The sequence below is a fragment of the Paenibacillus sp. P4_A9 genome, from assembly GCF_056402415.1.
On sequence record NZ_JBFUHL010000005.1, the window covers coordinates 36821 to 52144 of the forward strand.

At 46.2% G+C, this 15324-nt stretch carries 11 protein-coding genes; 9 read left to right on the forward strand and 2 right to left on the reverse strand.

The annotated features are described in order from the left end of the window. Positions 1 to 57 precede the first annotated feature (57 nt). The 3 genes from AC1DVJ_RS06670 to AC1DVJ_RS06680 all read left to right on the forward strand — a co-directional run bounded on the left by AC1DVJ_RS06670 (position 58) and on the right by AC1DVJ_RS06680 (position 5202). Positions 58 to 2232: a methyl-accepting chemotaxis protein gene (locus AC1DVJ_RS06670; protein WP_477589328.1), complete on the forward strand. Its 2175-nt coding sequence runs from the start codon at positions 58 to 60 to the stop codon at positions 2230 to 2232. 199 nt (positions 2233 to 2431) lie between these two features. After that, positions 2432 to 4306 carry a peptidoglycan D,D-transpeptidase FtsI family protein gene (locus AC1DVJ_RS06675; RefSeq protein ID WP_477589330.1) on the forward strand — a complete coding sequence of 625 codons (1875 nt, stop codon included), beginning with the start codon at positions 2432 to 2434 and terminating at the stop codon, positions 4304 to 4306. Between the two features lie 74 nt (positions 4307 to 4380). Further along, a complete protein-coding gene (locus AC1DVJ_RS06680) occupies positions 4381 to 5202 on the forward strand; it encodes a lipoate--protein ligase family protein (protein WP_477589332.1) in 822 nt (273 codons plus the stop codon). Here AC1DVJ_RS06680 and AC1DVJ_RS06685 read toward each other — a convergent pair. Then, on the reverse strand, positions 5194 to 5925 hold the full coding sequence (locus tag AC1DVJ_RS06685) for an alpha/beta hydrolase (protein ID WP_477589334.1): 732 nt from the start codon (positions 5923 to 5925) through the stop codon (positions 5194 to 5196). The genes AC1DVJ_RS06680 and AC1DVJ_RS06685 overlap by 9 nt on opposite strands. Positions 5926 to 6143: 218 nt before the next feature. On the opposite strand from AC1DVJ_RS06685, the gene pdhA reads away from it, so the two are divergent. The 6 genes from pdhA (at position 6144) to AC1DVJ_RS06715 (ending at position 14290) form a co-directional block, all read left to right on the forward strand. Next, on the forward strand, positions 6144 to 7226 hold the full coding sequence (pdhA, locus tag AC1DVJ_RS06690) for a pyruvate dehydrogenase (acetyl-transferring) E1 component subunit alpha (protein WP_477589336.1): 1083 nt from the start codon (positions 6144 to 6146) through the stop codon (positions 7224 to 7226). A gap of 87 nt (positions 7227 to 7313) precedes the next feature. After that, positions 7314 to 8294, forward strand: coding sequence for an alpha-ketoacid dehydrogenase subunit beta (locus AC1DVJ_RS06695; RefSeq protein WP_477589338.1), 981 nt, complete (start codon positions 7314 to 7316; stop codon positions 8292 to 8294). Between the two features lie 34 nt (positions 8295 to 8328). Further along, entirely contained in the window at positions 8329 to 9654 is a 1326-nt protein-coding gene (locus AC1DVJ_RS06700) for a dihydrolipoamide acetyltransferase family protein (RefSeq protein ID WP_477589340.1), read from the forward strand. A gap of 4 nt (positions 9655 to 9658) precedes the next feature. Next, the gene (gene lpdA / locus AC1DVJ_RS06705) at positions 9659 to 11074 is read left to right on the forward strand and encodes a dihydrolipoyl dehydrogenase (protein WP_171632058.1); all 1416 of its coding nucleotides are present in this window, start codon (positions 9659 to 9661) and stop codon (positions 11072 to 11074) included. Positions 11075 to 11263: 189 nt separating this feature from the next. Beyond that, entirely contained in the window at positions 11264 to 11995 is a 732-nt protein-coding gene (locus AC1DVJ_RS06710) for a glycerophosphodiester phosphodiesterase (RefSeq protein ID WP_477589342.1), read from the forward strand. Positions 11996 to 12103: 108 nt separating this feature from the next. After that, the gene (locus AC1DVJ_RS06715) at positions 12104 to 14290 is read left to right on the forward strand and encodes an AMP-binding protein (protein ID WP_477589343.1); all 2187 of its coding nucleotides are present in this window, start codon (positions 12104 to 12106) and stop codon (positions 14288 to 14290) included. Here the strand turns inward: AC1DVJ_RS06715 and AC1DVJ_RS06720 are convergent. Continuing rightward, the gene (locus AC1DVJ_RS06720; protein ID WP_477589345.1) at positions 14287 to 15219 is read right to left on the reverse strand and encodes a diacylglycerol/lipid kinase family protein; all 933 of its coding nucleotides are present in this window, start codon (positions 15217 to 15219) and stop codon (positions 14287 to 14289) included. The two genes, AC1DVJ_RS06715 and AC1DVJ_RS06720, sit on opposite strands and share 4 nt — an antisense overlap. Between the last annotated feature and the right edge of the window lie 105 nt (positions 15220 to 15324).

A 15324-nucleotide genomic window follows, 5' to 3' on the forward strand; every position in this document is an offset into this window, starting at 1 on the left:
TTTCATTAAATCCGTAGGTAAGAAAAGGTTAATTAGAAACTAATGGTGGTGAACGAAATGACAAAAAAACTTCAAGGTATCCGCTCCACTTTAAACAAAGTAGTTCAAGCAACTGGTCAAGTCCGAAGGGATCGAAATGTTGACACAGCAGGTGGGTCAGCTTCACCAAATGGTACATATGCATTCAAAGGTCCGAACAACATGAAGCTCGGAAGTCCAGTGAAATCAGTTGGTATGAAGTTATTTCTGATGTTTTTTATTAGTATTTTGTTTTTCGTTCTTACGGTAGGTATGATCTCGTATTCAGTCTCCAAAAGTGTTATTAAAAACAAGGTATCCGAATCCAGTTTACAAACAGTTACACAAGCAGGTCAGAAATTAGATTTCCTTTATCAAACCTTTGATGATGTATCCCTGCAAATTATGCTTAATAAAGAGCTGCAAGAGCTGCTGGATAAGGTTCCTAAATTAGAGCCATCTTCCTATGAAGCACTTGATAATACACGTCAATTAACTGAGAAATTAAACGTAGTAACCTTCTCGAACAAGTCGATTAAAACGCTTCATCTGTATCGTCCGGATGGTAAACTTATTGTTATTACAGGTTCTGGTGGTAGTTCATTATCTGAAAAAACGAATGAAACAGAGTGGTTTAAACGTACCGTTGAAAACGGTGGCAAGGTGACATGGCTGGATAGTCAAGCCAAAGGTTACTCTAGCAGCTCCGCGAATACGTTTGCGATCAGCCGTCTGATGCGTAATACGTTGACGAACTCATCAACAGCCGTTCTAGTTCTAGAGCTTAGTACAGACATTTTGACCAAAGAATTAAGCGGAATGTCACTAGGGGATGACAGTAATGTCATTATTACAACTGCGGGGAATAAGAATATTGCGCTAAAAGATATGAATTTGATTGGGAAGGATGCATCCGTCCAACTCACGAAGGAACAACTTGAAGAAGAACATGGTTCATTTATCACCAAAGATGATCACTTGGTTGCTTTCTATAAGTCAGCCGTATCAGGTTGGAACTTGGTTGGTGATATTCCAGTAAGTTCACTTGTTAAAGACGCGAAGAAGATTTTTAATTACACGCTCCTTATCGCATTGTTTGCGGCGATCGCAGCGGTCATCATCGGTATTATCGTAGCTAGAATGATTGGAAGTCCGCTCATTAATCTACGCAACCTAATGCAGCAAGGCGCCAAAGGTAAGCTAACCGTTCGTGCCAATTATAAGTCTCAGGATGAAATTGGGCAGCTGGGAGCAAGCTTCGACGTGATGATGCAGCAGATTACGACACTTGTACAGCAAACGAGTACATCTGCTCAGGCGGTTTTTGAAACTGCGCAAGAATTGACCAATTCCTCCAAAGTGACAGCTACAGCGGCAAGAGAAATTGCCGTTGCGACTGACGAGATTTCCAATGGAGCAGGCGGTTTGGCGACAGAGTCTGAGAAGGGCAACGAGCTAACGCACCATATCGGCCTTCAAATGAAGCAAGTAATTGTAGCCAATCTTGAGATGGGAACTGCGGCAGCCGATGTACAAACCTCAAGTGAACTTGGAACGAAATATATGTCAGAGCTCATTTCCAAAACGAACCTGACGGAAGAAATGATTCGTTCTATGGTTGATAAAGTAGATCGTTTGAAAGAAAGTACACGTTCCATTCGTAAAATTCTAGATGTATTGAATAACATGACGAAGCAAACGAACATCCTCTCCTTGAATGCGACGATTGAAGCAGCACGTGCAGGTGCAGCCGGCAAAGGCTTCATGGTCGTAGCGGATGAGATTCGTAAGCTAGCTGATCAATCGAAACAATCCATTGACGTGGTAGGTCAAATTACAGAAACGATTCAACGAGAAATCGATGAAACGGTTAAGGTGCTTTCGACCGCAACCCCAATTTTCCAAGAGCAAATTATGGCTGTAAAAGAGGCCGATACGATTTTCAAACAAGTAACGAATCATATGGGTGGCTTTATTGTTCAGTTGAGCACCGTTAGCGATTCCATTTCTACGCTAGAACAATCACAAGTGGTTCTGTCTGATGCAATGACGAATGTAAGTGCAGTTGCTGAGGAATCACTGGCTACTTCCGAGGAAGTTGCTTCCCTTAGCTCCGAACAGCTGAGCATTAGTGATGGTTTGGTGAAATTGTCGGACAAGCTGGATTTACTGTCCAAATCACTTACGGATACATTATCCAAATTCGAAGTATAATGCCAAAGACCCACATCCACTCTCCATTTGGAGGGTGGATTTTTTCTCACCACATTAGAAAGTATGAGTTTTCGGTTTCCGATAACGTCTTTCTATTTGGCGATAAAACTTACATCTAAACGCGGTCGCTCATCGTTGAATGGCCTCGATAGAAGTTTTCTCATTTTGCCTAGCTGAATCAGTTTGACGTGATGCCTGAATGCCGATACTGGAAACAGATACGGTCATGCTGGATGTCAAAGGGGTTCGTACAATGAGAAATAATCAATTATCAGCGAATGAAAAAAGACGTATGTTTCTGATGCTCTTTCTGATTCTGCTATTATTTGTAAGTATTTTAGGCAAGTTATTCTGGATTCAAATCGCTGCCGCGGAAAGTTATTCATCTCGAGGGATTAATCTGGTGAAAAATTCCGTGATACAACGACAACGCGCGCTTGTATTAGAAAGCGGGAGAGGCGAGATTGTAGATCGGAATCTCCAGCCATTGACKGGTAAAATCGTGAAAGCGTTAGTTGCCTTCCCGATCAACAATGAATTCGCGATGAATCAGCAGGAAGTGAATCAACTAGCACGTATTTTGCAGACGAATAAAGAAAGCTGGGTTTCATTTACTCGTAATTTAAAAGAACCTCAAGTATGGGGGACGCAAAATGGTGGGAAGGCACTTTTTCTAAGTGATGCACAAGTGAAAGGGATTGATGGACTAAACTTACCGAATGTAAAGGTTGTAGAAATGGAGGACCGCTATCCAACAGGTATGACGGCACGGCAGTTGGTTGGCTTTATTGGGCAAAATCCAGATCGTGTGATGCAAATATACAGCTCGGATTTGGAAAAAGGAAGAGTTGCGCTTACGTCCAAAATTGGAGGAGCTGGATTGGAGAAGTCGTTCGACACTTGGCTTCGGGGTGTAGGTGAAACCTCGATTTCATACTTTACAGATGCAGGGAAAAGACCCCTAGCTGGTTTGGATGCTCGGATGATTGCTCCGGATAACTCTTTCTACCCTGTAAAGTTAATCACGACCTTGGATGGCCGCGTACAACAGCAAATAGAAGCCTTAATGGATAAGCTAGGTATTCGCGAAGGAGCGGCAGTTGTGCAAGAAGCCGCACATGGGGATGTGATTGCCATGGCAAGTCGGCCGAATTATGATCCCTTACAAGTGGATCTGGCCAGTAATAATTGGAGTAATTATGCACTTAAAGCGACAGCACCTGGCTCGATTTTCAAAACCATTGTAGCGGCTGCTGCATTGGATGAAAAGGTCGTTACTCCTACGGAAACCTTTAATTGTGAAGGCGCGCTTGGCAAGTATGGCTTTACTTGCTGGAGGAAAGACGGGCACGGACCCTTAACCTTAGAGGAGGGTTATGCGCAATCGTGTAATATTGTATTTGCGAACGTCATGCAGCGTCTGACAGCGGCTCAATTAGAAAAATATGCGAATAAACTAGGTGTCTTGAATGAAGTTGGTTGGACAGGGAAAACCGACATGAGGGATGTTTTTGAACAATTTGATTCCGAGGAGACAGGGCAATTATTTGCTGCGCATACGCCTGAGAATGATGAGGGTGTTCTGATGCAAACGGCAATTGGACAAAGGGATGTCAGGATGACCCCATTACAGGCGTCCAATATGGTCGTGACTTTGTTAAATGGAGGTAAGGGCTTCACACCTCGAGTTGTGCAAGAGATACGCTATCAAACGGGACGAGAGATGGAGTCATTTCCTGTTAAAGCTTTAGCTTCAGATGATGGCAAAATATCGGCTGCAACGAGTCGGACACTCCTTAGTTGGATGAGGGAGGTAGTCACAGAAGGTACAGGTCAAAGTCTGCAAAGTGCCAGGTGGAAGCTAGCAGGTAAGTCGGGAACAGCACAAATTCAAAATGGGAACCAAGAGAAAGTGAATCAATGGTTCATTGGCTATGGCCCTGTGGATGCTCCTCAGTATGCGGTATCTGTTGTCATCAAAAATACGGATCCAGCTGAAAGTAATAAAGCTATTCCTTTATTTAAAGGGATCATGGACATTTTGGCGAGCCAAGGGTTGTCAAACAGTAAATAAAAGGTATGATGGAAGTTAAGCCTATTTGGCTGCCCATGCTGCCCACACATACTAAACTCAGGAGACCTAACATTATGGCGACCCAACTGCCTTCATCTCTACGAATTCTAGATCGTTCAAATGACACAGAACCTAAACCGATTTTATATGCATTTGCCTTAGAGGAACTATTATGCCGTGCTATTGGGCATGGAACTCCGCCCATTCTACATATTTGGCGGCACCCGCGTGCGTTCGTCATGGGGCTAAGAGATAGCAGGCTCCCAAGCGCAGCGCAAGCAGATGAATGGCTGCGAAGTCAAGGTTACGATACTGCTGTACGTAACTCTGGCGGCGCGGCTGTACCTTTAGACGTAGGAGTCGTTAATATTTCCTTGCTCCTCCCGAAAGAAGCCGGAGATATGGAGCATCGTAAAGATTTCGAACTTATGGTGGACTTGATTAGACATGGAATGGCTTCTTTAACGGATCGCATCGATCAAGGGGAAATCATGGGCTCATTTTGCCCAGGAGAATTTGATCTGAGCATTGGTGGACGTAAATTTTGCGGGATTGCACAGCGCAGACAGCAACTTGCTATTTCAGTACAAGCTTTCCTAATCGTAGAAGGCCGCGGCGAGGAGAAAGCTGCATTAGCTCATAGTTTTTACGAGAGGGCAGCAGTTTCAGCAACCAAGCAGGATTATCCCATTGTCGTGCAGGAGAGTATGTCGAGCTTAGCGGAGTGCTTACACCTGCCGATATCAGCGGAACAGTTTGTGGAACAGTTGCGACAGGTGATGGGCAGCTCAGGGATTCAGTTTAGCCAGGCTGAAGAAATCGCCGGATATCCCACTGAATCCCAGGTACATGACATGATCGCTTTGATGAAGGAACGCTATGCGATCTCACCCTAAAAAATAATGAAGCGCGGCTGGCAGTTCAACTTGCCAGAAGCCCCATATATGCTTGCCAGGTTTCTCTATATAGTGAAGCGTGGCATTTTTGTCTTGTAAAAAAGTGTGTGTCAGTCTGTTCTCACGGACGAAATCGAAGGTACCGCGTTCGGTTGTAACATCTGTTTCATCTGTTCCTATCAACATGTAAATCTCTAGCCAAGATAAGTCGTCCTCTTGCTTGATTCTTTCGCGAGTAATGTCGAAAAATGCGCCTGACAAGGATATAACTCGGCAAAAAAGGCTAGGATAATCTAAGGCGAGATGCAAGGAAACTGTGCCACCAAGCGAATCGCCTGCAAGGATGCGTTCTGTTCGCTCCGTGCGGACTGGATAACGACTTTCTACATAAGGGAGAAGCTCATCTGCGAAGAATTGACAGTAGGCATCATGACGCTCCCCTTCAGGCGCGTATTCAGACGTCCGATTGGCAGTATTCACGTCGACACCTACAACAATGGCAGGTTCCAGATCCTCATCTAGGATTAACCGTGTAAGGGTTGTAGCAATTCGGCCGAAATTAAAGAACTGTTCACCATCCTGACAGTAAATAACCGGATAGGAGAGCAACTCGTTATAGCCAGGGGGGAGATAGATCCGCAGGGGACGATTTTCTCCTAGCAGGCTCGAGGTTATTTCATCTTTCACAATAGTACGCTTGTACAAACGGGAGTCATCTGACATCGTGGATCTCCTTCATCGTAGGGATAGGTGTATTATAGCAGTTATTGTTTCCTTCTAAACTGTATTATATAATTTGTTAAACTGTACTATTCACTGACAGTAAAAAAGGTGAGATACCCCGTGGTTGCTGGTGTACAATTCACCAAAACAGGATTATAATAATACTATAACAGAAGTCCAGATAGTAGGCACCAAAATCATATAAGAGGTGAAATGGTATGAGTAAGCCACTTGTCAGCCAAGCAAATTATGAAGTGACCACAGAAAAGGTTGAGCCATTGCAGGTTCTTGCTCCAGACGGCACTGTCGTTAATCCCGATAAAATGCCTAAGCTTAGCGATGAACAATTAAAAGAATTAATGAGAAGAATGGTATTTACACGCGTATGGGATGAAAGAGCAGTTAATTTAGGTCGTCAAGGTCGTCTTGGTTTCTACGCACCAGTTTCTGGTCAAGAAGCATCCATGATTGGCAGCGAATTTGCCCTAAATAAAGATGATTTCATCTGCCCAGGTTACCGCGATATGCCGCAATTGGTATGGCACGGTCTTCCGCTATATCAAGCATTCTTGTATTCCCGCGGTCATCAACATGGCGGACAAATTCCGCAAGATGTGCATGTACTTATGCCGCAAATTATTATCGGCGCACAAATTCTTCACGCAACAGGCGTGGCGATGGCTTTCAAAAAACGTAACCAACCGCGTGTAGCGATTACGTACACTGGTGATGGTGGAAGCTCTGAAGGCGATTTCTATGAAGGTATGAACTTTGCAGGGGCATTTAAGCTGCCTGTCATTTACTTTGTACAAAACAATGGTTACGCGATTACTACACCTTATTCGAAACAAACAGCAGCACTTTCTGTTGCACATAAATCCGTTGCTGCAGGTATCAAAGGCGTGCAAGTAGACGGCATGGACGTACTTGCTGTTGTTCAAGCAGTTACGGAAGCTGCTGAAAGAGGACGCAGAGGCGAAGGCGCTACGTTGATCGAGGCTTTGACATACCGTTTCCGTCCGCATTCCTTGGCGGATGATACAACGAAATACCGTACGAAAGATGAAGAGTCCAATTGGGAACCAAGAGATCCGCTTACACGTATGCGTTTGTTCTTGACGAAAAAAGGTCTTTGGAGCGAAGAAGAAGAAGCTGCAGTGAAGGAAGAAGCGAAAGCTACTGTTGCTGAGCACATCAAAAAAGCGGAAGAAACAGAGAAAATGACAGTCGCTGGTTTGATCGACTCCATGTTCGAAGTGACACCTTCCCATTTGGAAGAACAAAAAGAATTGTTTAAATAGGAGTAAGCGTTCGAAACAAGTTTTAACTAAGATTATGCTTACGGAGCGAGTTTTCTTACGAAAACATTTAGGAGGCACAGAGTAGTCATGGCACAAATGACAATGATTCAAGCGATAAAAGACGCGATGCGCGTAGAATTAGAAAGAGATCCTAATGTTATTTTGTTCGGTGAAGACGTTGGTAATGTTGGTGGCGTGTTCCGTGCGACAGAAGGTTTGCAAAAAGAATTCGGCGAAGAGCGCGTATTCGATACGCCTCTTGCTGAGTCCGCAATCGGCGGACTTGCGGTTGGTTTAGGCGTACAAGGCTTCCGCCCAATCGCTGAGATCCAATTCGTAGGTTTCATTTACGAAGCACTTGACCAAATTTGCGTGCAAGCGGCTCGTATGCGTTACCGTTCTGGCGGTCGTTACAACTCTCCAATCGTATTCCGTACACCATTCGGTGGTGGTGTTAAAGCGGCTGAGCTTCATACCGATGCACTAGAAGGTCTACTTGTTCAAACACCAGGTATTAAAGTCGTTGTTCCTTCCAACCCTTACGATGCAAAAGGGCTTCTAATTGCAGCTATTCGCGATAATGACCCTGTTTTCTTCATGGAGCATTTGAACTTATACCGTGCATTCCGCGGCGAAGTACCAGAAGGTGAATACACCGTTGAACTGGGTAAAGCGAATGTGGTTAAAGAAGGTTCAGACGTTACGATCATTACTTACGGCGCCATGGTTCACACATCCATGAAGGCTGCTGAAGAAATTGAAAAAACAGAAGGCGTGAAAGTCGAAGTTATCGACCTTCGTACACTTCTTCCTTTGGATATCGATACAATTGTAACTTCCATTAAAAAAACAAATCGCGCGATTATCGTTCAAGAAGCGCAAAAAACATCTGGTGTAGCTGCAGAGGTTATTGCTCAAATTAACGAAAAAGCGATTCTTCACTTGGAAGCGCCGGTTCTGCGTATTGCTCCGCCAGATACCGTTTATCCGTTCGCACAAATCGAAGACGCTTGGTTACCAAGTCCAGCTAGTGTTATTGCTGGTATTAAGAAAGTTCTTGAATTTTAATTCACCCAGTCGAAGGTAACAGGAGGTCGTACACGTGGCATTGTTTGAATACAAGTTCCCAGAGCTTGGTGAAGGCATACATGAAGGCGAGATCGTGAAAATGTTAGTTAAAGCGGGGGACACCGTTACTGACGAAACGATTCTTATGGAAGTACAGAACGATAAAGCAGTCGTTGAAGTTCCTTGTCCTGTAGAAGGCAAGATCGTCAGCGTTGCTGTCAAAGACGGACAAGTGTGCACGATCGGTGAGCTCGTGATGACGATTGAAGTCACAGGCGAGATGCCTGCTGCTTCCATGCATCACGGATCCAGCCACGCTGCACCAGCCGTGGCTGTAGCAACACCACCTGCTGCAGCGCCAGCAGCAGTAGCGGTAGCTGCGCCTGTGGCCGCAGCTCCAGCAGTGTCCGCGCCAACGGGTGGCGCAGGCCGCGAAGTGCTTGCGACGCCTAGCGTACGCAAGCTGGCAAGAGAGAAAGGCATCACACTCGCAGAGGTGACGCCTACAGGGAAGCACGGCCGCGTAACACGCGAGGACGTGCTAGGCTTTACAGGAGCTAGCGCAGCTGCTCCAGCAGCAGTAGAGGCAGCTGCTCCAGCAGCAGCTGGCACTGATGACGCACCTGCAGCCGCAGCACAGCAGGTTGTCGTTGGCGATCGCGTCGAAGAACGGATTCCGTTCAAAGGCATCCGTAAAATCATCGCGAACGCGATGGTTAAATCCGTGTACACGGCTCCGCACGTGACATTGATGGATGAGATCGACGTGTCGGCACTTGTCGCTCTTCGCGAGCGTACGAAGCCGCTCGCAGAGAAAAAAGGCGTGAAATTGACGTACCTTCCTTTCATCGTGAAAGCATTGGTAGCAGCTTGCCGTCAATTCCCGGTCATGAACGCCATGATCGACGAAGAGAAGCAAGAAATCGTCTACAAAAAGTACTACAACATCGGGATCGCAACAGATACAGAGAACGGCTTGCTCGTTCCAGTTATCCATGACGCTGACCGTAAAAACGTATGGTCGATCGCTTCTTCGATCAAAGATTTGGCGCTTCGCGGACGCGATGGCAAATTGGCGGCGAATGAGTTGAAAGGCAGCACGATCTCCATCACAAACATCGGTTCCGTTGGCGGTATGTTCTTCACACCGGTAATCAACTTCCCAGAAGTTGCGATCCTAGGTGCAGGCCGTATCACGGAGAAGCCTGTTGTGAAAAACGGACAAATCGTTGCCGCACACGTAATGGCGCTTTCCTTGAGCTTCGATCACCGTATCGTCGATGGAGCGACAGCACAAAGCTTCTTGAACTACATCAAACAGCTTCTGGCTGATCCAGAGCTTCTCGTCTTGGAGGTGTAACAACATGGTTGTAGGAGATGCTTCTTTAGATATAGATTTGTTGGTCATCGGTGCAGGCCCTGGCGGTTACGTTGCCGCCATTCGGGCTGCTCAACTAGGCCAAAGCGTTCTTATTGTCGATAAAGAAGCTTGGGGCGGCGTGTGTTTGAACCGCGGCTGTATCCCATCCAAAGCTTTGATTTCCGCAGCACACACATATGAACATGCTCAGCATGCGGATAGCATAGGTATTTCCGTTGAGAACGTGAAAGTGGACTTTGCAAAAGTACAAGCTTGGAAAAACAGCATTGTTGCCAAACAAACAGGCGGCGTAAGCGGCTTGCTCAAAGGCAACAAGATCCAAACCTTCCAAGGTGAAGCGATGTTCATCAACGAGCACGAAGCACGTGTGTTCAATGATGCAGAAGCACCGCGTTACCGCTTCAAAAACTGTATTATCGCAACGGGTTCCCGTCCGATCGAGTTGAAAGCTTTCCCTTACGGCGGAAGAATCATTTCTTCGACAGAAGCGTTGAACTTGCCTGAAATTCCGAAAAGCATGATCGTCATCGGCGGCGGCTATATCGGTATCGAGCTTGGTCAAACATACGCAAAATTCGGTACGAAAGTAACTGTGTTGGAAGGCTCTGATCACGTGCTTCCAGGCTTCGAGAAAGAATTGACGAAGCTGGTTGCTAAGAACTTAGAGAAAGTTGGCGTTGAGGTTCATACCGAAGCGTTAGCGCAATCCTGCACAAAAACAGACAACGATGTAACTGTTACGTTCACAGTGAAAGGCGAAGAAAAACAAGTTACTGCAGATTACGTTCTTGTAACTGTAGGTCGTCGTCCGAATACAGATGGCGAGCTTGGTCTAGACCTGATTAACTTGAAAATGACAGATCGCGGCCTAATCGAAGTCGATAACCAAGGTAGAACAAGCATTCCTCACATTTTCGCAATTGGTGATGTTGTTCCTGGTCTTTCCTTGGCGCACAAAGCTTCTTACGAAGCGAAAGTGGCGGCTGAAGCGATTGCTGGTCACGCAAGCATCGTAGATTACAAAGCAATGCCTGCCGTTGTTTTCTCCGATCCGGAGATTGCAGGTGTAGGTCTAAGCGAAACGGAAGCAAAAGCGCAAGGAATCAATGTTACCATTGGTAAATTCCCTTACGCGGCTAACGGACGTGCTAACTCTTTGAATGCGGCTCAAGGCTTCGTGAAGCTTGTTGGCGACAAAGAAACAGGCCAGTTGCTTGGTGGTCAAATCGTAGGTCCAGAAGCTTCTAACTTGATCGGTGAGCTTGCTCTAGCGGTTGAGATGGGCGCTAATCTGGAAGATATCGCACTCACAATTCACGCACATCCAACATTGACAGAAATGATCATGGATGCCGCTGAAGGTGCGCTTGGACACCCGATTCATCAGCTTGGTAAATAGTTTGTTGAATTAATTCCGGTTTCTATTACCTTTAGATAAAAGTCCCGAGAGCTGGCTGTAAAGCCGCTCTACGGGACTCTTTTAATTTCATGGGCGGAGACATCGGTGAAGCTAATTGACGCCAAGAATCGGCTGCGTATATAATTTGGAGAGCAAGTCATGCACGCTAAAACGTTGGGAGCGTTGAACATGAATACACCGAAACCGATCATTATCGGCCACCGCGGCGCGGCAGGGGAAGCGCCAGAGAATACACTGGCCTCCTTTGCATTGGCCTTAGAACAAGGAGCACAGGCCATTGAACTGGATGTACATATCACGAAGGATGGCGAAATCGTCGTATGCCATGACGGAACGTTAGATCGAACGACGAATGGTTCAGGACTCATTTGTGATCATAATTGGAAAGACATTCAGAAACTAGATGCGGGATCTTGGTTTTCGCAGAAATTCAAAGGGGAACGTATATCGCTTCTTAGCGAAGTATTCGATTTAGTGCCGCGTGGCACGCTCATCAATGTGGAAGTGAAGCATGCCTATGAGGGACGAATGGAGAAGGAGCTGCTGGCGTTTTTGCGTGAGGCCAAGCGGTATGAGGACGTCGTTGTTTCATCTTTTGACCATAAATTTATTCAGCGGTTAAAAAGAGCAGAACCTGAATTGAAGGTGGGTTTGCTGTATTCGGCAAATTTTATTGACCATACAGCATATGCGAAGTTGCTAGAGGTTGAAGTCTTCTCTCTACATCCACATAATCAATTTATTGGCTTAGACGACATAGTTTTGGCAACGGCAGCGGGGATAGCTGTTTACCCTTTCACGGTTAATGAGGTTTCCGATTACAAAAGGATGATTGAAGCAGGTGTCACGGGTATTATAACGGATTACCCGGGCAGGCTGAGGGCGTATTTGGAAACATAGGTAAGAATAAATGGACCGAAGCATACACATGCCGAGGTCTTATTTCTTTTTCGTGCATACAATGAACTATTGACAGACTCGATAGAGATACCAATAGGGGGAATTCCCATGTTCAAATGGATGTTCGTTACGCTAGTAAGGCCTCTGCTTTCGTGCTTGCGTTTGTTAGTGCGGGTCGCCTTCAAGGTGAAAGTGACGGGCATGGAGAATCTCGTTCTAACGGGTAAAACAGTGATCATCCCGAATCACGTATCGTTGTTGGATGCGGTGCTGCTCGCCTTGATTTTGCCTAAGGACGCGGCATTTGTTGTGAATACGAACATTGCGAAGCGTTTTGCGTGGGCACTCCTTTTCAGAGCTCATATCGCGGTAGATCCGACAAATCCTTATGCTGTTCGCACAATGTTGAAAACGATACATGCAGGGATACCTCTCGTTATTTTCCCAGAAGGACGTATCACAACGACAGGTGGCATGATGAAAATATACGGCGGCATCGGGTACATTGCACTCCGGGCTCAGGCTCGAATTGTGCCGATCGCCATCCAAGGTTTGGAGCATTCGAAGCTGTCGTATCTACGTGGAAAAATAAAACAACGATGGTTCCCGAAGGTAGAGATCGCTTTTGGCGATGCGTTTCAAGTCCCGGCAGGGGATAAGCGGTTCACGAAGAAAGTTCAAAAGGAGCAGGCGACGGAGTTTATCCGCAATAAGCTCCTGCGACATCTATTGGACAGCCGACTCGAGCCTGAGCATAATTTATTCAATGAGCTGCTGATGGCGGCTCAAAGGCACGGTCCATCCACGGTCATTTGTGAAGATGTCCTGAGTAATTCTGCTTTGACGTATCGGAAGCTGCTATTAACTAGCTATACACTGGCGATTCGGTTGCGGAAGCTTCTAGTAGAGCAGAAGCGGGTAGCCGTACTGCTACCCAATGCCGCGGGGCATGTGGTGACGTTATTTTCGCTATACCGATTAGGGATTACGCCAGCGATCTTGAATTACTCAGCCGGCAGGCAGGCTATGCTAGAGGCGTGTGAAACAGCCGAAGTGAAGAGTGTGTTGACGTCCAAGGCATTTATCGAGAAGGCGGGTCTTTCGGATTTTATCCAAGGTGCAAGCGGTTCCTTCAACATTATTTATCTCGAAGACGTTAAGGAAGCGCTGAGCTTACAAGAGAAGCTTGCTGGCTTGTTTCACTTTTTACTGCAGAAGAAAGGGCCCGTGGGTCCTGGTCAGAATGAAGTTGTTCTATTCACATCAGGCAGTGAGAGTAAACCGAAGGGTGTCGTTCTGACACATCGTAATATATGTGCGAATATACAGCAGGCGAGGCTTGTTATTGCTTTTAATAGTTCAGATAGCGTGCTTGGCAGTATGCCCATGTTTCACTCATTCGGTTTGACAGCGGGTACGATGCTCCCGATACTTGCGGGGGTTAAGTTGGTTTTATATCCCAATCCCTTGCATTATAAAGTCATTCCAGAGCTTGTGTATGATCGGAATATTACTATTCTGTTCGGTACGTCAACCTTTCTAGGAGCGTATGCCAGAACAGCACATCCCTATGATTTTGCCCATTCGTTGCGGTATGTTGTAGCGGGTGCTGAAAAGCTGAAAGATGAGGTTCGACAGGTTTGGCAGGATAAATTCGGTCTTCGAATTTTGGAGGGCTATGGTACGACGGAGACGACGCCTGTTATTTCTCTGAACACACCGATGAATGCGAAAAAAGGCTCAGTTGGCAAGCTGCTGCCAGGGATAGATGCCGTTGTTGAAGAAGTAGAAGGGATTGCGACAGGTGGTCATTTGCTTGTCAGGGGTCCGAATGTTATGAAAGGGTACTTAATTCATAGCAAGGGCTTCGTACCTGTTCCAGAGTGGTATAGCACCGGGGACATTGTTACCTTGGACGATCAAGGATACCTGTTCATTCAAGCACGTTTGCAGTCTTTTGCTAAAATCGGCGGGGAAAAAATATCCCTTCTCATGGTGGAGGAGCTCGTATCACGGAGCTTGGTGGCACCTGCGGTCTGCGCTGCGGTACATGTGCCTGATCGACGAAAGGGAGAGCGGATCATTGTGTTTCATACGAGTAAGATGAATCCGCTTGAAACGCTTCGCGAGTCGATGCGACTTGGGGGGCAGCCAGCGATTTATATGCCTTCTGAGCTTCGGTATATCGAGAAGCTGCCGCTGCTCGGTAGTGGAAAGATTGACTACGTGACGCTGAAGCAATGGGCATTGAAAAACAATGATGGGCATCCAGATGGTGGAACACCCACAGCTTAAGCTGTGGGTGTTGGTCTGATTACGGAAATGACGGCAGGAATGAGTTCGATTTGCAAAGGGGTGGAGCCTGCGAATTCCCCGTCTGCTTGGACAAGCAAGGGCTTTTCTGTCCGAATGGAAATGTATTTTCCTTTATAGAAAGATACAGCAGGATGCTGAGTGTGCTTACCTTGGTATACAGTGAAAAGAACAGGCAGAAGACGGAAGCGGCTTTTACTTTTAATAACAACAACATCTGCGATACCGTCGGTTGGGCTTGCTGTCGGGCAAATTTGAATCGAACCTCCGTAAAAAGGGATATTCGCAACGGCTGCTAGCCACATGTTAGGCAGTTCATGTACGCTGCCGTCTACTTCTAACCATGCTGTGGAAGGTTGATAGGTTGCGAATACGCGAAGTATAGATATGAAATAGGATAGTTTACCTAGTCCTAGACGGTTTAGGAGCTTTTTGTAGCTGGCTTCGTTTGTCAGTTTGGCAACCATCCCATCAAAGCCTGCGCCTATGCTATTCACAGCCACTTGATTGTGTATGGCATGTAAGAGATCAATTTGCACCGTACTGGGGGCATTTAAGGCGATTTGTAGAGCTTCAAGCGGATGATTAGGGATGCCATAGGCTTTGGCAAAATCATTGCCTGTTCCTGCTGGGATAACCGCGATGGGGCAGGAGGTTTCCTTGTTTTGAAACTGCCAAATCCCACCTGCTGCCTCATGAATGGTACCGTCTCGGCCAATAACGATAATCTTATGGACATGATGCTCTTGAATCAGCGTCAAGGCATGTTGCGTCGCTTCGCCAGCTTTTGTAGTCAATTTTGCTAGATAAGAGATGTGATTTGCTTGGAGGTAGGATTGGATTTGGGTCCATATGTTAGCTCCTCTGCCATTACCTGAAAGCGGGTTCACGATGATTCCGATGGATTTCATGGATATTTACCCCTTATCTTTTCTGTGAAGTGGAAGTATTTTGAAAGTGGATTGATTGTTGTATAAGGTTTATTATGATGAATTTTCTTTACATAAGGGGCACTG